This is a genomic window from Streptomyces sp. NPDC088707 (assembly GCF_044752725.1).
Classification (GTDB): Bacteria; Actinomycetota; Actinomycetes; order Streptomycetales; family Streptomycetaceae; genus Streptomyces.
The window spans coordinates 270,298-287,142 of the sequence record NZ_JBIVLV010000005.1; the positions used below are offsets into that span (position 1 = coordinate 270,298).

General features: G+C 72.8%; 21 protein-coding genes. 20 read left to right on the forward strand and 1 reads right to left on the reverse strand.

Going from position 1 to position 16,845, the window contains the following annotated elements:
• The first annotated feature begins 4 nt into the window (after positions 1-4).
• The 9 genes from ACIP84_RS17680 (at position 5) to ACIP84_RS17720 (ending at position 6,367) form a co-directional block, all read left to right on the forward strand.
• Positions 5-1,120, forward strand: a complete 1,116-nt coding sequence (locus tag ACIP84_RS17680) for a histidinol-phosphate transaminase (RefSeq protein WP_355956800.1) — start codon at positions 5-7, stop codon at positions 1,118-1,120.
• Positions 1,117-1,710, forward strand: coding sequence for an imidazoleglycerol-phosphate dehydratase HisB (gene hisB / locus ACIP84_RS17685; RefSeq protein ID WP_351818962.1), 594 nt, complete (start codon positions 1,117-1,119; stop codon positions 1,708-1,710). The genes ACIP84_RS17680 and hisB overlap by 4 nt, the downstream gene beginning before the upstream one ends.
• Before the next feature lie 2 nt (positions 1,711-1,712).
• Positions 1,713-1,877 (forward strand): hypothetical protein, encoded by a 165-nt coding sequence (locus ACIP84_RS17690; RefSeq protein WP_401798512.1) that lies wholly within the window; start codon positions 1,713-1,715, stop codon positions 1,875-1,877.
• Positions 1,874-2,521 (forward strand): imidazole glycerol phosphate synthase subunit HisH, encoded by a 648-nt coding sequence (hisH, locus tag ACIP84_RS17695; RefSeq protein WP_355956579.1) that lies wholly within the window; start codon positions 1,874-1,876, stop codon positions 2,519-2,521. The genes ACIP84_RS17690 and hisH overlap by 4 nt, the downstream gene beginning before the upstream one ends.
• Positions 2,522-2,523: 2 nt before the next feature.
• Positions 2,524-3,255, forward strand: coding sequence for a bifunctional 1-(5-phosphoribosyl)-5-((5-phosphoribosylamino)methylideneamino)imidazole-4-carboxamide isomerase/phosphoribosylanthranilate isomerase PriA (gene priA, locus ACIP84_RS17700; protein WP_401798514.1), 732 nt, complete (start codon positions 2,524-2,526; stop codon positions 3,253-3,255).
• The gene (locus ACIP84_RS17705; protein ID WP_355956577.1) at positions 3,252-3,665 is read left to right on the forward strand and encodes a RidA family protein; all 414 of its coding nucleotides are present in this window, start codon (positions 3,252-3,254) and stop codon (positions 3,663-3,665) included. The genes priA and ACIP84_RS17705 overlap by 4 nt, the downstream gene beginning before the upstream one ends.
• Positions 3,662-4,417: an imidazole glycerol phosphate synthase subunit HisF gene (hisF, locus tag ACIP84_RS17710; RefSeq protein ID WP_401798516.1), complete on the forward strand. Its 756-nt coding sequence runs from the start codon at positions 3,662-3,664 to the stop codon at positions 4,415-4,417. The genes ACIP84_RS17705 and hisF overlap by 4 nt, the downstream gene beginning before the upstream one ends.
• Before the next feature lie 118 nt (positions 4,418-4,535).
• Positions 4,536-5,123 (forward strand): helix-turn-helix domain-containing protein, encoded by a 588-nt coding sequence (locus tag ACIP84_RS17715; protein ID WP_355956574.1) that lies wholly within the window; start codon positions 4,536-4,538, stop codon positions 5,121-5,123.
• Complete coding sequence (locus ACIP84_RS17720) at positions 5,120-6,367, forward strand: MFS transporter (protein ID WP_401798519.1); 1,248 nt, start codon at positions 5,120-5,122, stop codon at positions 6,365-6,367. Before ACIP84_RS17715 ends, ACIP84_RS17720 begins: the two co-directional genes overlap by 4 nt.
• A 159-nt stretch (positions 6,368-6,526) precedes the next feature.
• Here the strand turns inward: ACIP84_RS17720 and ACIP84_RS17725 are convergent, their stop codons facing one another.
• Positions 6,527-7,162 carry a TIGR03085 family metal-binding protein gene (locus ACIP84_RS17725; RefSeq protein ID WP_401798521.1) on the reverse strand — a complete coding sequence of 212 codons (636 nt, stop codon included), beginning with the start codon at positions 7,160-7,162 and terminating at the stop codon, positions 6,527-6,529.
• An 83-nt stretch (positions 7,163-7,245) separates the two neighbouring features.
• Here ACIP84_RS17725 and hisI point away from each other — a divergent pair, with 83 nt between their 5' ends.
• The 11 genes from hisI (at position 7,246) to lgt (ending at position 16,772) form a co-directional block, all read left to right on the forward strand.
• Positions 7,246-7,638, forward strand: coding sequence for a phosphoribosyl-AMP cyclohydrolase (hisI, locus tag ACIP84_RS17730; RefSeq protein ID WP_355956568.1), 393 nt, complete (start codon positions 7,246-7,248; stop codon positions 7,636-7,638).
• 11 nt (positions 7,639-7,649) lie between these two features.
• Complete coding sequence (locus tag ACIP84_RS17735; protein ID WP_401798523.1) at positions 7,650-9,167, forward strand: anthranilate synthase component I; 1,518 nt, start codon at positions 7,650-7,652, stop codon at positions 9,165-9,167.
• Positions 9,168-9,181: 14 nt separating this feature from the next.
• Complete coding sequence (locus ACIP84_RS17740) at positions 9,182-9,832, forward strand: TIGR02234 family membrane protein (protein WP_401798525.1); 651 nt, start codon at positions 9,182-9,184, stop codon at positions 9,830-9,832.
• A gap of 158 nt (positions 9,833-9,990) precedes the next feature.
• Positions 9,991-10,239 carry an HGxxPAAW family protein gene (locus tag ACIP84_RS17745; protein ID WP_319308650.1) on the forward strand — a complete coding sequence of 83 codons (249 nt, stop codon included), beginning with the start codon at positions 9,991-9,993 and terminating at the stop codon, positions 10,237-10,239.
• A 104-nt stretch (positions 10,240-10,343) separates the two neighbouring features.
• The gene (locus tag ACIP84_RS17750) at positions 10,344-10,952 is read left to right on the forward strand and encodes a DUF2752 domain-containing protein (protein WP_401798812.1); all 609 of its coding nucleotides are present in this window, start codon (positions 10,344-10,346) and stop codon (positions 10,950-10,952) included.
• Between the two features lie 155 nt (positions 10,953-11,107).
• A complete protein-coding gene (gene trpC / locus ACIP84_RS17755) occupies positions 11,108-11,917 on the forward strand; it encodes an indole-3-glycerol phosphate synthase TrpC (protein WP_030314603.1) in 810 nt (269 codons plus the stop codon).
• A gap of 7 nt (positions 11,918-11,924) precedes the next feature.
• The gene (trpM, locus tag ACIP84_RS17760; RefSeq protein ID WP_401798528.1) at positions 11,925-12,185 is read left to right on the forward strand and encodes a tryptophan biosynthesis modulator TrpM; all 261 of its coding nucleotides are present in this window, start codon (positions 11,925-11,927) and stop codon (positions 12,183-12,185) included.
• 456 nt (positions 12,186-12,641) lie between these two features.
• Complete coding sequence (gene trpB / locus ACIP84_RS17765; protein WP_355956557.1) at positions 12,642-13,931, forward strand: tryptophan synthase subunit beta; 1,290 nt, start codon at positions 12,642-12,644, stop codon at positions 13,929-13,931.
• The gene (gene trpA, locus ACIP84_RS17770) at positions 13,928-14,749 is read left to right on the forward strand and encodes a tryptophan synthase subunit alpha (protein ID WP_401798530.1); all 822 of its coding nucleotides are present in this window, start codon (positions 13,928-13,930) and stop codon (positions 14,747-14,749) included. The genes trpB and trpA overlap by 4 nt, the downstream gene beginning before the upstream one ends.
• A 63-nt stretch (positions 14,750-14,812) precedes the next feature.
• The gene (locus tag ACIP84_RS17775) at positions 14,813-15,670 is read left to right on the forward strand and encodes a thioredoxin domain-containing protein (protein WP_355956553.1); all 858 of its coding nucleotides are present in this window, start codon (positions 14,813-14,815) and stop codon (positions 15,668-15,670) included.
• An 88-nt stretch (positions 15,671-15,758) separates the two neighbouring features.
• Positions 15,759-16,772 carry a prolipoprotein diacylglyceryl transferase gene (gene lgt / locus ACIP84_RS17780; RefSeq protein ID WP_401798532.1) on the forward strand — a complete coding sequence of 338 codons (1,014 nt, stop codon included), beginning with the start codon at positions 15,759-15,761 and terminating at the stop codon, positions 16,770-16,772.
• Positions 16,773-16,845: the final 73 nt, after the last annotated feature.

Here is a 16,845-nt window from a genome sequence, read left to right on the forward strand (position 1 = left end):
CGGAATCAGCGATCGATCCCCCTGGGACGAGCTCCCCGTCCGGGACGAACTGAAGGGCAAGTCCCCCTACGGAGCGCCCCAGCTCGACGTCCCCGTCCAGCTGAACACCAACGAGAACCCGTACCCGCTGCCCGAGCCGCTCGTCGCCCGCATCGCGGAGCGCGTCGCCGAGGCCGCCCGTACCCTCAACCGCTACCCCGACCGGGACGCGGTCGAGCTCCGCACCGAGCTCGCCCGCTACCTCACCCGGACCGGCGGGCACCCGGTCGCCGTCGAGAACGTCTGGGCGGCCAACGGGTCCAACGAGGTCCTCCAGCAGCTGCTGCAGACCTTCGGCGGCCCGGGCCGTACCGCGATCGGCTTCGAGCCCTCGTACTCGATGCACGCCCTGATCGCCCGCGGCACCGGCACCGGCTGGATCTCCGGGCCGCGCGGTGAGGACTTCACCATCGACGTGGCGGCGGCCGTCGCGGCGATCACGGAGAACGCGCCGGACGTCGTGTTCATCACCTCGCCCAACAACCCCACCGGCACCGCCGTCGAGGCCGAGACCGTCCTCGCCCTGTACGAGGCGGCCCAGGCGGCCAAGCCCTCCATGGTGATCGTCGACGAGGCGTACGTGGAGTTCAGCCACCGGGACTCGCTGCTGCCCCTCATCGAGGGCCGCCCGAACCTGGTGGTCTCCCGGACCATGTCCAAGGCCTTCGGCGCCGCCGGACTGCGGCTCGGCTACCTCGCGGCCCACCCGGCCGTGGTCGACGCCGTCCAGCTGGTCCGGCTGCCGTACCACCTGTCCGCCGTCACCCAGGCGACCGCGCTCGCCGCCCTGGAGCACACCGACACCCTCCTCGGGTACGTCGAGCAGCTCAAGGCCGAGCGCGACCGGCTCGTCACCGAGCTGCGCGGGATCGGCTACGAGGTCACCGATTCGGACGCCAACTTCGTGCAGTTCGGGAAGTTCCCCGACACGCACGCGACCTGGCGGCGGATCCTCGACCGGGGCGTCCTGGTCCGGGACAACGGCGTACCGGGGTGGCTGCGGGTCACCGCCGGCACCCCCGAAGAGAACGACGCGTTCCTCGACGCGGTCCGTGAATTGATGAAGGAGCAGGAACGATGAGCCGCGTAGGCCGCGTAGAGCGCACCACCAAGGAGACCTCCGTCGTCGTCGAGATCGACCTCGACGGCACCGGAAAGGTCGACGTGTCGACCGGGGTCGGGTTCTACGACCACATGCTCGACCAGCTCGGCCGGCACGGTCTGTTCGATCTCACCGTCAAGACCGACGGCGACCTGCACATCGACTCGCACCACACCATCGAGGACACCGCCCTCGCCCTCGGCGCCGCCTTCCGGCAGGCCCTCGGCGACAAGGTCGGCATCTACCGCTTCGGCAACTGCACCGTCCCGCTGGACGAGTCGCTCGCCCAGGTGACCGTCGACCTCTCCGGCCGCCCGTACCTCGTGCACACCGAGCCCGAGAACATGGCGCCGATGATCGGCTCGTACGACACGACGATGACCCGGCACATCTTCGAGTCCTTCGTCGCCCAGGCCCAGATCGCGCTGCACATCCACGTGCCGTACGGGCGCAACGCCCACCACATCGTGGAGTGCCAGTTCAAGGCCTTCGCCCGCGCCCTCCGCTACGCCTCCGAGCGCGACCCGCGCGCCGCCGGAATCCTCCCCTCCACGAAGGGCGCGCTCTGACCGTGAACGGCCTCTCCACCATCCTCATCGTCGTTGGTCTCTTCCTGCTCGGCGGCATCTACTCCTTCGTCAAGCAGCAGATGCCCAAGGGCCTCATCGCGCTCGTCGCCTTCGGCGCCGTGATGTGCCTCGCCGCCGGTGTGCTGCGGCTGGACGTGTGGGCATGACCGCGAGCACCCCCAGGAAGGTCGTCGTCTTCGACTACGGCTTCGGCAACGTGCGCTCGGCCGAGCGCGCCCTCGCCCGGGTCGGCGCCGACGTCGAGATCACCCGCGACTACGACACGGCGATGAACGCCGACGGACTCCTGGTCCCCGGCGTCGGCGCCTTCTCCGCCTGCATGCAGGGGCTGAAGGACGCGCGCGGCGACTGGATCATCGGCCGCCGGCTCGCCGGCGGCCGCCCCGTCATGGGCATCTGCGTCGGCATGCAGATCCTCTTCGCGCACGGCTTCGAGCACGGCGTGGAGAGCGAGGGCCTCGACGAGTGGCCCGGTACGGTCGAGGCGTTGAACGCCCCCGTCGTCCCCCACATGGGCTGGAACACGGTCGACGCGCCGCAGGACACCGAGATGTTCGCGGACCTCGACGCCGACGCCCGGTTCTACTTCGTGCACTCCTACGCGGTGCGCGAGTGGACCCTGGAGGTCGGCAACAAGAACATCCGCGCCCCCAAGGTCACCTGGGCCACCCACGGCGAGCCCTTCGTCGCGGCCGTCGAGAACGGCGCCCTGTGGGCCACCCAGTTCCACCCCGAGAAGTCCGGCGACGCCGGAGCCCAGCTCCTCACCAATTGGATCGAGACCCTCTGATCATGGCTCAGAAGCTTGAACTCCTCCCCGCCGTCGACGTCCGCGACGGCCAGGCCGTCCGCCTCGTGCACGGCGAGTCCGGCACCGAGACCTCCTACGGCTCCCCGCTCGAAGCGGCCCTCGCCTGGCAGAACTCCGGCGCCGAGTGGCTGCACCTCGTCGACCTCGACGCCGCCTTCGGCACCGGTGACAACCGGCGGCTGATCGCCGAGGTCGCCCAGGCCATGGACATCAAGGTCGAGCTCTCCGGCGGCATCCGCGACGACGCCTCGCTCGCCGCCGCCCTCGCCACCGGCTGCACCCGCGTCAACCTGGGCACCGCGGCCCTGGAGACCCCCGAGTGGGTCGCCAAGGTCATCGCCGAGCACGGTGACAAGATCGCCGTCGGCCTCGACGTCCGCGGCACCACCCTGCGCGGCCGCGGCTGGACCCGCGACGGCGGCGACCTCTACGAGACGCTCGCCCGCCTCGACTCCGAGGGATGCTCCCGCTACGTCGTCACCGACATCGCCAAGGACGGCACCCTCCAGGGCCCCAACCTGGAGCTCCTGAAGAACGTCTGCGCGGCCACCGACAAGCCCGTCGTCGCCTCCGGCGGCGTGTCGTCCCTGGACGACCTGCGGGCCCTGTCCGGCCTGGTGCCGCTCGGCGTCGAGGGCGCGATCGTCGGCAAGGCGCTGTACGCCAAGGCGTTCACCCTCGAAGAGGCGCTGGAGGCGGTGGCTTCCGTATGACCGACGGCGTGAAGAAGGTCGTCACCGGCGCCCCCTGGGAGGAGCAGTTCGGCTACTCCCGCGCCGTGGAGCTGCCGAACGGCCTGGTCCTCGTCGCCGGCTGCACCTCGGTGGTCGGCGGCCAGATCGCCGGCGGAGGCCCGTACGAGCAGGCGGTCAACTCCTTCAACGTGGCCTTCGGCGCGCTCGAGAAGCTCGGTCTGGGCCCGGAGGACGTCGTCCGCACCCGGATGTACATCACCCACGCCCGGGACGTGGAGGAGGTCGGCCGCGCCCACAAGGAGCTGTTCGACGCCGTCCGCCCGGCCGCTTCGATGATCATCGTCTCCGGCTTCGTCGACCCCAGCCTGGTCGTCGAGGTCGAGGTCGAGGCCTTCCGCCCAGAGGGCCAGAGGGGCGGTGCCGCATGAGCCTCGCCGTACGGGTGATCCCCTGCCTGGACGTGGACAACGGCCGGGTCGTCAAGGGCGTCAACTTCCAGAACCTGCGGGACGCCGGCGACCCCGTCGAGATGGCCAAGCTGTACGACGCCGAGGGCGCCGACGAGCTGACCTTCCTCGACATCACCGCCTCGTCGGGCAACCGGGAGACCACCTACGACGTGGTGCGCCGCACCGCCGAGCAGGTCTTCATCCCGCTCACGGTCGGCGGCGGGGTCCGCGCGGCCGAGGACGTCGACAAGCTGCTGCGGGCCGGCGCCGACAAGGTGGGCGTCAACACCGCCGCCCTCGCGCGCCCCGAGCTGATCCAGGAGATCGCGGAGCGCTTCGGCCGCCAGGTGCTCGTCCTGTCGGTCGACGCCCGGCGGACGGCCTCCGGCTCCTTCGAGGTGACGACGCACGGCGGCCGCAAGGGAACCGGCATCGACGCCGTCGAGTGGGCGCACCGGGCCGCCGAGCTGGGCGCGGGCGAGATCCTGCTCAACTCGATGGACGCGGACGGCACCAAGGACGGCTACGACACGGAGATGATCGCGGCCGTGCGCAAGCACGTGACCGTGCCGGTGATCGCGAGCGGGGGAGCGGGCAAGCTCGCCGACTTCCCGCCGGCGGTGGCGGCGGGCGCGGACGCGGTGCTCGCGGCCTCCGTCTTCCACTTCGGTGATCTTCGGATCTCCCAGGTCAAGGACGAGCTGCGGGCGGCGGGCCACCCGGTCCGCTGATCCGGCGTTCCGTCCGGGGAAGGGCTCCTTCGGGGGCCCTTCCTCTTCCCCAGATACACAGGATTCATTGCGCAATTTTTCGTTGCGCAAGTTTTCCTTCGTATCTAGGGTCGTTGTCATGACCTCGCCGGAGCACCGCCGGATCACCGATCTCGGCACCCTGAAAGCCATCTCGCACCCCCTGCGCATGCGCCTCTACCGCGCCCTCTTCGTGGCCCGCACCGCCACCGCGTCCCAGCTCGCCGACCAGGTCGACGAGGCGGTCTCGCTGGTCAGCTACCACCTGCGCAAGCTCGCCGAGCACGGCCTCATCGAAGAGGCCGAGAGCCGGTCGACGGACGCCCGGGAGCGCTGGTGGCAGCCGAGCTCGTACGGCTTCAGCATCCACGACGAGGACCTCCGCGACGCCCCCGAGCTCGCCGCCGCGAGCGCCGCCTTCGGCCGTACGGTCGACGAACAGCGCACCCGGATGTACGCCCGGTTCCTCGACGAGCGGCACACCTGGTCCGACACCTGGCGCTCCGCCTCCCTCAGCGCCGAGTGGCTGCCCCGCCTCACCGCCGAGGAGCTCACCGCACTCGGCGCCGAACTCGACGCCGTCCTGCGCAAGTACGACCAGCAGGCCCGCGCCGCCGAGGCCGCCGGCGACAACGAGGGCCGCGAGAACGTCGCCATCCACCTCCACGGCTTCCCCTACCGGTCATGACCGCCACCGTCCCCGCCCCGGCGCCCGCCGCCGTCGAGCGGCCCGCCCACCGCGACCCCCAGGTCCTGCGCTGGCTCGGCGCCTACACGGCCTCCACCCTCGGCGACAGCGTCTACCACCTCGCACTCTCCTGGGCCGCCGTCCGCGGCGGCACTCCGGCCGAGGCGGGACTCGTCATGGCGGTCAGCGCCGTACCGCGCGCGCTGCTCATGCTCGGCGGGGGAGTGGTCGCCGACCGCTTCGGCCCGCGCCGGGTCGTCATCGCCTCCGACTCCGTCCGCTGCCTCGTCGTCCTCGGCGTCGCCGCGCTCGTCCTCGTCACCTCGCCCACCCTCTGGACGCTGGCCGCTGTCGCCCTCGTCTTCGGCATCGTCGACGCGCTCTTCATGCCCGCCGTCGGCGCCCTGCCACCCCGGATCGCCCCGCACGACCAGCTCGCCCGCGTCCAGGGCATGCGCGGCCTCGCCTACCGCTCGGGAGCCGTCCTCGGCGCCCCGCTCGGCGGCCTGGCCGTCGCCCTCGGCGGGCCGGGCGCCGCCTTCGCCGTGGCCGGAGGGCTCTTCGCGCTCTCCCTGCCGCTGCTGCTCGCCCTCCGGATCCGCCCGCTCACCGGCGAGGCGCGGAAGCAGAACGGCACCGCGTTCGGCGACCTCGTGGACGGACTGCGCTATCTGCGCGGCCACCGGGTCCTCGGGCCGCTCATGATCGTCATCGCCCTCAGCGACCTCGGCTTCGTCGGCCCCCTCAACGTCGGCCTCGCGCTCCTCTCCGACCAGCGCGGCTGGGGAGCCTCCGGCATCGGCTGGGTCCTCGCCGGATTCGGCGTCGGTGCAGGCGGCGCCTCGCTGCTGCTCAGCGTCAGGGGACGGGTGCCGCGCGCCGGAGCCGTCCTCGGCTGGACCATGGCTGTCGGCGCCGTCTCGATCGGCGCGCTCGCCTTCGTCCCGCAGCTGCCCGCGGCCGTGGCCGTCGCCCTCGCCATCGGCCTGTTCGCCGGCCTCTCCGGAGCGCTCTGCGGGGCCCTCGTCCAGACCGAGTGCGACCCCGCCTACCTCGGCCGCGTCTCGGCCGTCTCCAGCCTGGTGAGCCTGGGCCTCGCCCCGCTCAGCTTCCCGCTCACGGGCGCCGCGATCGGCCTGTGGGGCGTCGGCCCGGTCTTCACCGTCAGCGCGGCGGTCTGCGCGCTCGCGGGTGTCTACGGCCTCTCGGTCAGGGCCGTACGCCGGGCGGAACTGCCCGGCTAGCACCGGACTCCCCGGCTAGCACCGGTCGGCCGCCACCGGTCCGGCACCGCGACCCGGGCCCTACCGGTCCGGCACCGCGACCCGGGCCCTACCGGTCCGGCACCGCGACCCGGGCGCTTACCGGTCCGGCGGCCCCGGCTCGCGCCCCCGCCGCCTCGCTCAGAGCCCCAGCTGCTTCGTCTGCTTCAGCCGCTCGATGGCCTCCGGCTCCCCGTCCAGCTCCACCTTGGCCGAGGCCTGGCGGCCGAACAGGTACATCGTCAGCTCGCCCGGCTCCCCGGAGACCGTCACCACCGGCGTGCCCCGGCGCGCCACCACCGTCTGGCCGTTCGGACGGCGCAGCACCAGGCCCACCGGGACCTTGCGGCCCAGCAGGCGGGCGCCGCGCTCCAGGCGGGACCAGAGGGCGTCGGCGAAGACCGGGTCGAGCTCCCGCGCCGACCAGTCGGGCTGGGCACGGCGTACGTCCTCGGCGTGGACGTAGAACTCGACGACGTTCGCCCCCTCGTCCACCTGCTTGACGGTGAACGGCGAGAACCGCGGCGGCCCCGTTCGGATGAGCTGGATCAGCTCCTCGTACGGCCTGTCGGCGAACTCCGCCTGCACCCGCTCCTGCCGGTCCTTCAGGGCCGGTACGAGCGAACCGGCCGCCGCGTCCGGGCGCCGCTCCCGCACCACCACATGGGCGGCGAGGTCCCGGGTCCGCCAGCCCTCGCAGAGCGTCGGCGCATCGGGACCCGCCGCCTCCAACAGGTCGGCGAGCAGAAGCCGTTCACGTTTGGCATGGGTCGACATGACCGCCAGCGTACGGCGGGTGCCGCCGGTCCGCCCAGTGGACGCCCCGCGGGACACCACCCCGGGCGCGGCACAATGGCGCCATGAGCAGCACGCCCCGGACCCCCAGCGACCTCGACCCGGCCATCGCCGCCCGCCTCAAGCGCGGCCCCGACGGGCTCGTCCCCGCCATCGCCCAGCAGTACGACACCGGCGAGGTGCTGATGCTCGGCTGGATGGACGACGAGGCCCTCCACCGCACCCTCACCACCGGGCGCTGCACCTACTGGTCCCGCAGCCGCCAGGAGTACTGGGTCAAGGGCGACACCTCCGGCCACGTCCAGCACGTCAGGTCCGTCGCCCTCGACTGCGACGCCGACACCGTCCTCGTCAAGGTCGACCAGGTCGGAGCCGCCTGCCACACCGGCGACCGGACCTGCTTCGACGCCGACGTGCTCCCCGCATCCGGGTCCGACCCGGACCCCGTATCCGAGTAGGGTCTGGCGCCATGGATCTCGACACCTTCCGCAAGCTGGCGGCCGACCGCCGCGTCATCCCCGTCAGCCGCAGGCTGCTCGCGGACGGCGACACCCCGGTCGGGCTCTACCGCAAGCTCGCCGCCGAACGGCCCGGCACCTTTCTCCTCGAATCCGCGGAGAACGGCCGCTCCTGGTCCCGGTACTCCTTCATCGGCGTCCGCAGCGACGCCACCCTGACGGTGAAGGACGGCGAGGCCCACTGGCTGGGCACTCCGCCCGTCGGCGTCCCCACCGGCGGCGACCCGCTCCAGGCCCTGCGCGCCACCGTCGAGACCCTCCACACCCCCCCTACGCCTGGCGGCGACCTCGCCTCCGGGATGCCGCCGTTCACCGGTGGCATGGTCGGCTACCTCGGCTACGACATCGTCCGCCGCCTGGAGAAGATCGGGGACTCCACCCGGGACGACCTCGAACTCCCCGAGCTGACCATGCTCCTCACCAGCGACCTCGCGGTCCTGGACCACTGGGACGGCTCGGTCCTGCTGATCGCCAACGCGATCAACCACAACGACCTGGAGACCGGCATCGAGGAGGCGTACGCGCACGCCGTCGCCCGCCTCGACGCCATGGAGGCCGACCTGGCCCGCCCGGTCGCCACCGCCCCCACCGCCCTGCCCGCCTCCGAACTCCCCGGTTTCGACGACGGCACAGTCTCCGCGCTCTGGGGCGGACCGGCCTACCAGGACGCCGTCGAGGACATCAAGGAGCGCATCCGGGCCGGCGAGGCCTTCCAGGTCGTGCCCTCGCAGCGCTTCGAGATCCGCTGCACCGCCTCCGCGCTCGACGTCTACCGGGTCCTGCGGGCCACCAACCCGTCCCCGTACATGTACCTCTTCCGCTTCGAGAACGGCTTCGACGTCGTCGGATCCAGCCCCGAGGCCCTCGTCAAGGTCGAGGACGGCCACGCGCTGCTCCACCCCATCGCGGGCACCCGGCACCGCGGCGCCACCCCGCAGGAGGACCACGACCTCGCCGAGGAGCTGCTCGCCGACCCCAAGGAGCGCGCCGAGCACCTCATGCTCGTCGACCTCGGCCGCAACGACCTCGGCCGCGTCTGCGCGCCCGGCTCCGTCGAGGTCGTCGACTTCATGTCCGTCGAGCGCTACTCGCACGTCATGCACATCGTCTCCACCGTGACCGGCGAGGTCGCCGAGGGCAGGACCGCCTTCGACGTCCTCACCGCCTGCTTCCCGGCCGGCACGCTCTCCGGCGCGCCCAAGCCCCGTGCGATGCAGATCATCGAGGAGCTCGAACCCTCCCGGCGTGGCCTGTACGGCGGATGTGTCGGTTATCTCGATTTCGCCGGCGACGCGGACACGGCCATCGCCATCCGCACCGCCCTGCTCCGCGACGGAACCGCGTATGTGCAGGCCGGAGCGGGTGTCGTCGCCGACTCCGACCCCGTGGCCGAGGACAACGAGTGCCGGAACAAGGCCGCGGCCGTCCTCCGCGCCGTCCACACCGCCAACCGGATGAACGGCGCCTGACCACGTAGGGGATAGTGGGGTACGTGAGTGCCGTACCCGTACCCCAGCCCCGCGCCGCCCGCGCGGCCGTCCCCGGCGGCGGCCGCCGCAGCCTGGCCGCGGCCCTCTTCCTCGGTGCCCTCGGCGCCACCGTCGTCCTGCTCTCCGCGGGCCAGATCTGGGCGGAGGGCACGGCGTCCGTCGGCGGCGGCAGCGTCCCCGTCGAGGCCGACGGAGGCACCGTCACCGGTGTGCCGACCGCCCTCGCGATCGTCGGCCTCGCCGCGCTCTTCGCCGTCTTCGCCGTCCGCCGCACCGGCCGCACCCTCGTCGCCGCGCTCCTCACCCTCAGCGGCGCGGGCGCCGCGCTCGCCGCGGTCCTCGGCGCCTCCGACCGCGCCGCGCTGGACGCCGAGGCCGCCCGCATCAGCGGCGACACCGCCGCCGCCGTGGCCGGTCTGAGCCACACCGTCTGGCCGTACGTGACCGCCGCGGGCGCCGTCCTCATCCTGCTCGCCGGCCTCTTCGCGCTGCGCTTCGGCAAGAGCTGGCCCGCCATGGGCGGCCGCTACGAGCGCTCCGGCACCCCGCGGGCCGCCCGCAAGGCCCCCACGACCGACCCGGACCGGCCCGAGGACCTGTGGAAGGCCCTGGACCGCGGCGAGGACCCCACGCACGGGGTGTGACGGCCCGGCCGGCGGCGCCCGACGGCGCCGCCGACCGCGACGCGTGATCGTCCCGGTACCCCCGATTCACCCTCGCGCGCCCGCGTGCGGGACAATGAGCGCCGAGAGTCCGCGCACGCGAGACCTCACCATCGAGCAACTGCAACGAGGAGCAACTCATGGCGGGCAGCGCCCACGGACACACCCCGGCCGCCTGGACCGGTGTCATCATCTCCTTCATCGGCTTCTGCATCGCCGGAGTCTTCATGGTGGCCGCCAACATCGCCGGATTCTGGGCCGGCATGGGTGTCATCGTGCTCGGTGGCATCGTCGGCGGCGCGATGAAGGCCGCGGGCCTCGGCATGCCGAAGGAGTCGGCGGCCGTCGCCGCCGCCCGCGAGGCCGCGACCGCGCAGGCCCGTTCCTGACGCGCCACGACACATTCGAGAGCGCAGCCCGGCCGTGCCGGGCTGCGCTCTCGCGCGTCCGGGGCGAGAATCACCGGGTGGACCCCCAGCCGACGGCCGGAGCCGTGACCGACGCATCCAGCACCCGACCGGGTGAACCTGTCCCACCGGCCGAACCGGCCCCCCAGGAGGCTCCCGCGCCTGAGGCTCCCGAGGCGGCACCGAAGGCTCCCGGGGCGGCGGGGGAGCGGCCCGTCACCGCACCGCACGCACACGGGTCCTGGGGACCCGGCTGGACCGGCGGGCCCGTGACAGCACCGGCACCGCCGCCGGCCCGGTCGCTCGCGCGGCGGCTGCTCGCCCCCGCCGCCACGCTCGCCGGGGTGGCGGCCGCCTTCGCGTACGTCGGGACCGTCGACCCCAACGAACCCGGGCACTACCCCGTCTGCCCCCTGCTGCGCTTCACCGGCATCTACTGCCCCGGCTGCGGCGGGCTCCGCAGTGCCCACGCCTTCGTCCACGGCGACCTCCCGGCCGCCCTCGGCGCCAACGCCCTCGCCGTCATCGGCTACGGACTCTTCGGCGTCCTCATGGTCATCTGGCTGAATCGTGCCATCCGCGGGGTGCCCATGCGCCTCGCGGTGTCCCCGGTCCTGTGGTGGGGGATCGGGGCCGTCCTCGCCCTCTTCACCCTGGTCCGGAACCTCCCCTTCGGCTCCGCGCTGGCCCCCTGAGGGCCGCCTACGGCGCCGCGAGGACCCCTACGGGAGTCCCAGCAGATGGGACGCGACTCCGGCCGATGCGAGTCCGGGGCCGTCCTGCGGATAGGATCGATGTGGCTGAACCTGGTTCATCATCACCATCACCGTCCCGGAAGGGGGCCCCTCGCGTGAGTGTGCTCGACGAGATCATCGAAGGCGTACGCGCCGACCTCGCAGAGCGGCAGGCGCGGGTCACCCTCGACGAGCTCAAGGAGCGCGCCGCCAAGGCGCCGCAGGCCAAGGACGGCGTCGCCGCACTGCGCGGCGACGGCGTCAAGGTGATCTGCGAGGTCAAGCGCTCCAGCCCGTCCAAGGGCGCGCTCGCCGCGATCGCCGACCCCGCCGGACTCGCCGCGGACTACGAGGCGGGCGGCGCGGCCGTCATCTCCGTCCTCACCGAGCAGCGCCGCTTCGGCGGCTCGCTCGCGGACCTGGAGGCGGTCCGGGCCAAGGTCGACATCCCGGTCCTGCGCAAGGACTTCATCGTCACCGCGTACCAGCTCTGGGAAGCACGCGCGTACGGGGCGGATCTCGCGCTCCTCATCGTCGCCGCCCTGGAGCAGGAGGCCCTCGTCTCCCTCATCGAGCGCGCCGAGTCCATCGGGCTCACCCCGCTCGTCGAGGTCCACGACGAGGACGAGGTCGAGCGCGCCGTCGACGCGGGCGCCCGCATCATCGGCGTCAACGCGCGCAACCTGAAGACCCTCAAGGTCGACCGCTCCACCTTCGAGCGCGTCGCCCCCGAGATCCCCGCGCACATCGTCAAGATCGCCGAGTCCGGCGTCCGCGGCCCGCACGACCTCATCGCCTACGCCAACGCCGGCGCCGACGCGGTCCTGGTCGGCGAGTCGCTCGTCACCGGCCGCGACCCGAAGGCCGCCGTCGCCGACCTGGTCGCCGCCGGCGCCCACCCGGCACTCCGGCACGGCCGGAGCTGACCGAGTCATGACCCGCCGCCACGCCACGCCGACCCCTCCGGGCACCGCCCGGGGGACCGTCGGCGTGCCCGGCGGCAGGCTGCGCGTCGCAGCCGCGTCCGTACCCGCGCCGCACGCCCCGCTGGCCCGGGGCTGCCGACCGCGTGGCTGCCGCGCGCCCGCCCGCCGTGTCCACGGCCGCCGGGTGCGGTACGTCATCGGGGACGAGCCCGGCCAGGTCAACGGCATGCGATGGCGTCGGCGCCCTGCGCGCACCTCCACGAACTGACGCCACTCAGCCACCGAGCCCTCCGGTCCGTGGCCCCGCCCCCCGGCACCGCACCCGCTGCGGGCAGTCGTTCCGTTCCCCACCCCCACCCCGTGGTGGGGGTGCACGGGACGGCGCCCTCGGCGGCGCCTCCGCCCCCTGTGCCTGAGCCCGCACCGCGAGCGCATCGCGCGAGGGGTGGGGCCAGGGCGCGGTAGCCCGGGCCCGGCAAGGGGCACCGTCCGTCGTGCCCACCCGTCCCTCCCCCAAGGACCTCGTCCAGGGGGGACCCCAGCGGGACGACTGCCCCCAACGGGGCGGGGCGAGCGGCCGGCGGCCCGAGGCGGGCTCAGCCCAGGCGGGCGGCCCGGCACGGGCGTGAGCCCGGCGTCGGCGGAGGGGAGTGGGGTGTGCGCATAACGTGACCATCGACCACACGTGAGAACACGGGGCACCCGCCCCGCGAGGAGCATCCGCATGTCCAGCGAGTTCTTCATCCCCGACCTGGAAGGTCAGGTCCCCACCCCCGAGGGCTACTTCGGTGCCTACGGCGGCAAGTTCATCCCCGAGGCCCTCGTCGCCGCCGTCGACGAGGTCGCCGTCGAGTACGAGAAGGCCAAGTCCGACCCCGAGTTCGCCCGCGAGCTCAACGACCTGATGGTCGACTACACGGGCCGCCCGAGCGCCCTCACCGAGGTGCCCCGGTTCGCCGAGCACGCCGGCGGCGCCCGGATCTTCCTCAAGCGCGAGGACCTGAACCACACCGGCTCGCACAAGATCAACAACGTGCTCGGGCAGGCCCTGCTCACCAAGCGCATGGGCAAGACCCGCGTCATCGCCGAGACCGGCGCCGGTCAGCACGGCGTGGCCACCGCCACCGCCTGTGCCCTCTTCGGCCTCGACTGCACCATCTACATGGGCGAGGTCGACACCCAGCGCCAGGCCCTCAACGTGGCCCGGATGCGGATGCTGGGCGCCGAGGTCGTGGCCGTGAAGTCCGGCAGCCGCACCCTCAAGGACGCCATCAACGAGGCGTTCCGCGACTGGGTCGCCAACGTGGACCGGACGCACTACCTGTTCGGCACCGTGGCGGGCCCGCACCCCTTCCCCGCCATGGTCCGCGACTTCCACCGGGTCATCGGGGTGGAGGCGCGCCGCCAGATCCTGGAGCGCGCCGGCCGCCTCCCCGACGCGGCGATCGCCTGCGTCGGCGGCGGCTCCAACGCCATCGGCCTCTTCCACGCCTTCGTCCCCGACGCGGACGTCCGCCTGATCGGCTGCGAGCCGGCCGGCCACGGCGTCGAGACCGGCGAGCACGCGGCCACCCTCACCGCCGGCGAGCCGGGCATCCTGCACGGCTCGCGGTCGTACGTCCTCCAGGACGAGGAGGGCCAGATCACCGAGCCCTACTCGATCTCGGCGGGCCTCGACTACCCGGGCATCGGCCCGGAGCACGCGTACCTGAAGGACAGCGGGCGCGGGGAGTACCGCGCCGTCACCGACGACGCCGCCATGCAGGCGCTGCGGCTGCTCTCCCGTACCGAGGGGATCATCCCCGCGATCGAGTCGGCGCACGCCCTCGCCGGGGCGATCGAGGTCGGCAAGGAGCTCGGCAGGGACGCCCTGCTCCTCGTGAACCTCTCCGGGCGCGGCGACAAGGACATGGACACGGCCGCCCGCTACTTCGGCCTGTACGAGACCGACGCCGAGGTCGCCGCGGACGCCGGGGCCGACGACACCGCGGAGATCGAGGGGGACGCGAAGTGAGTGGGAACATCCAGCTGCTGACCGACACCCTCGCCGAGGCGAAGGCGGAGAACCGGGCCGCGCTCATCGCGTACCTCCCGGCCGGCTTCCCGACCGTCGACGGCGGCATCGCGGCGATCAAGGCCGTCTTCGAGGGCGGCGCGGACGTGGTCGAGGTCGGCCTCCCGCACAGTGACCCGGTCCTCGACGGGCCGGTCATCCAGACCGCCGACGACATCGCCCTGCGCGGCGGCGTGAAGATCGCCGACGTCATGCGGACGGTCCGCGAGGCCCACGAGGCCACCGGCAAGCCGGTCCTCGTCATGACGTACTGGAATCCGATCGACCGGTACGGCGTCGAGCGCTTCACCGAGGAGCTCGCCGCGGCAGGCGGCGCGGGCTGCATCCTGCCCGACCTGCCGGTCCAGGAGTCCGAGGTCTGGCGCGCGAACGCCGACAAGCACGGTCTCGCGACCGTCTTCGTCGTCGCGCCCAGCAGCAAGGACGAGCGCCTCGCCACCATCACCGCGGCCGGCTCCGGCTTCGTCTACGCGGCCTCCCTCATGGGTGTCACCGGCACCCGCGAGTCGGTCGGCGAGCAGGCGGCCGACCTGGTCCGCCGTACCCGCGCCACCGCCCCCGCCCTCCCGGTCTGCGTCGGCCTCGGCGTCTCCGACGCCACCCAGGCCAAGGAGGTCGCCGCCTTCGCGGACGGCGTCATCGTCGGCTCCGCCTTCGTGAAGCGGATCCTCGACGCCGACGGCGACGAGGCCGCGGGACTCGCCGCCGTAAGGGAACTGGCGGCCGAACTCGCCGAGGGTGTCCGGCGCGTTTCGTAACCCATTTGGGTGGATCTGCGACCGGGGAGGCACGCACGTGCCTCCCCGGTTCGTTTCCGAGGCGTGAGCCAGAAGAACAGTGGTGACGGTAATCGGAGTGCGCGGGAGCGTCTCCAGCAGCAGCGCGAGCGCGAGAAGGCCCGCGAGAGGCAGCGGCGGATCCTGATCGTGTCGGCGGCGGTGGTCGGCGTCCTCGGACTGGCCGCGGTCGTCGGGGTGATCGCCGCGGGCGGCGACAAGGACAGCGGTTCCGACAAGGCGGGCCCGGTCGTCGCGCCCACGGGAGCGACCGAGGAGGACGGCAAGCCCGCCATTCCCACCGGGAAGGCGGACGCCCCGTCGACCCTGGCGATCTGGGAGGACTTCCGCTGCCCGGCGTGCGCCCAGTTCGAGAACGCGTTCCGGGACACCATCCACGAGCTGGAGGCCGCGGGCGCGATCAGGACCGAGTACCACCTCGCCACCCTCATCGACGGGAACATGGGCGGCAGCGGCTCCCTGCGCGCGGCGAACGCCGCCGCGTGCGCCCAGGACGCGGGAAAGTTCACCGCGTACCACGACACGCTCTACATCAACCAGCCGCCGGAGACGGACGACACCTTCGGCGACAACGCCAAGCTGATCGAGCTGGCGGCGAAGGTGCCCGGGCTCGACACGCCCGCCTTCCGCAGCTGTGTGAACGACGGCACGCACGACACCTGGGTGGCCAAGTCCAACGAGGCCTTCCAGAACGGCGGCTTCCGCGGCACGCCGTCCGTCCTGCTCAACGGAGAATCGATCTTCCCGCAGAAGGGGAACGAGCAGATCTCCCCGGACAACCTGAAGAAGTGGGTCGCCGAGGCCAACAAGGGCAAGAAGCCCGGCACGGCGGCTCCGACGACCGCCCCGGCCGCCTCCCCGGGCTCTCCCTCGGCGGGCTGAGCCGCGGCCTCCGGCCCGGGTTAGTTACCCATACGTTGCCGGGTGGGCTGCCGTCCCGCCCGCCCGGCAGGGTAGCGTCGGTCCTGCCATGGACCTTGCCTACATTCCCAGCCCGTCGACCGGCGTGATCAACCTCGGACCGATCCCGCTGCGCGGCTATGCCTTCTGCATCATCATCGGTGTCTTCGTCGCCGTCTGGTACGGCAACAAGCGCTGGATCGCCCGGGGCGGCACCGCCGGCACCGTGGCCGACATCGCCGTCTGGGCGGTGCCCTTCGGCCTCGTCGGCGGACGCCTCTACCACGTGATCACCGACTACCAGCTGTACTTCAGCGAGGGTGAGAACTGGGTCGACGCCTTCAAGATCTGGGAGGGCGGCCTCGGTATCTGGGGCGCCATCGCGCTCGGCGCGGTGGGTGCCTGGATCGGCTGCCGCCGGAGGGGCATCCCGCTCCCGGCGTACGCCGACGCCATCGCTCCCGGAATCGCGTTCGCCCAGGCCATCGGCCGCTGGGGCAACTGGTTCAACCAGGAGCTGTACGGCAAGCCGACCGATCTGCCCTGGGGCCTGAAGATCACCGAGAGCGCGAACCGCGAGGCCGGGCTCTACCACCCGACCTTCCTGTACGAGTCGCTCTGGTGCGTCGGTGTCGCCTTCCTCGTCATCTGGGCCGACCGCCGCTTCAAGCTCGGCCACGGACGCGCCTTCGCGCTGTACGTCGCCGCGTACTGCGTGGGCCGGGCCTGGATCGAGTACATGCGCGTCGACGAGGCCCACCACATTCTCGGCCTGCGCCTGAACGTGTGGACCGCGATCGGCGTCTTCGTGCTCGCCGTCGTCTACATGGTGGTCTCGGCGCGGGTCCGCCCGGGCCGCGAGGAGATCGTCGAGCCGAAGGCCGCGAAGGAGGCCGCCGACAAGGCGGCCGTCACGGCGGACGACGAGGACGCGTCGGCGGAGGACGCTGCCGCGGACTCCGTCACGGACCCGCTGACGGACCCGCTCACGGACACCGGGAAGGACGCCGCCGACCGGGACGGCTCCGACGGGGACGTGGAGCACGGCGCCGGCAACGGCGCCGGGTCCGCCGCCAAGAGCTGATCCCCCTCCAGCCGGTCGAAAGGGCCGCCGGGACCGAGAGGTCCCGGCGGCCCTTTCGCATGCCCGGGTACGG

Bases quoted from the DNA above. Each gene is read 5' to 3' on its own strand.
- hisB (WP_351818962.1), top strand. From the start codon at position 1,117: ATGAGCCGCGTAGGCCGCGTAGAGCGCACCACCAAGGAGACCTCCGTC.
- hisH (WP_355956579.1), top strand. From the start codon at position 1,874: ATGACCGCGAGCACCCCCAGGAAGGTCGTCGTCTTCGACTACGGCTTC.
- priA (WP_401798514.1), top strand. From the start codon at position 2,524: ATGGCTCAGAAGCTTGAACTCCTCCCCGCCGTCGACGTCCGCGACGGC.
- ACIP84_RS17705 (WP_355956577.1), top strand. From the start codon at position 3,252: ATGACCGACGGCGTGAAGAAGGTCGTCACCGGCGCCCCCTGGGAGGAG.
- hisF (WP_401798516.1), top strand. From the start codon at position 3,662: ATGAGCCTCGCCGTACGGGTGATCCCCTGCCTGGACGTGGACAACGGC.
- ACIP84_RS17715 (WP_355956574.1), top strand. From the start codon at position 4,536: ATGACCTCGCCGGAGCACCGCCGGATCACCGATCTCGGCACCCTGAAA.
- ACIP84_RS17720 (WP_401798519.1), top strand. From the start codon at position 5,120: ATGACCGCCACCGTCCCCGCCCCGGCGCCCGCCGCCGTCGAGCGGCCC.
- ACIP84_RS17725 (WP_401798521.1), bottom strand. From the start codon at position 7,162: ATGTCGACCCATGCCAAACGTGAACGGCTTCTGCTCGCCGACCTGTTG.
- hisI (WP_355956568.1), top strand. From the start codon at position 7,246: ATGAGCAGCACGCCCCGGACCCCCAGCGACCTCGACCCGGCCATCGCC.
- ACIP84_RS17735 (WP_401798523.1), top strand. From the start codon at position 7,650: ATGGATCTCGACACCTTCCGCAAGCTGGCGGCCGACCGCCGCGTCATC.
- ACIP84_RS17745 (WP_319308650.1), top strand. From the start codon at position 9,991: ATGGCGGGCAGCGCCCACGGACACACCCCGGCCGCCTGGACCGGTGTC.
- trpM (WP_401798528.1), top strand. From the start codon at position 11,925: ATGACCCGCCGCCACGCCACGCCGACCCCTCCGGGCACCGCCCGGGGG.
- trpB (WP_355956557.1), top strand. From the start codon at position 12,642: ATGTCCAGCGAGTTCTTCATCCCCGACCTGGAAGGTCAGGTCCCCACC.
- lgt (WP_401798532.1), top strand. From the start codon at position 15,759: ATGGACCTTGCCTACATTCCCAGCCCGTCGACCGGCGTGATCAACCTC.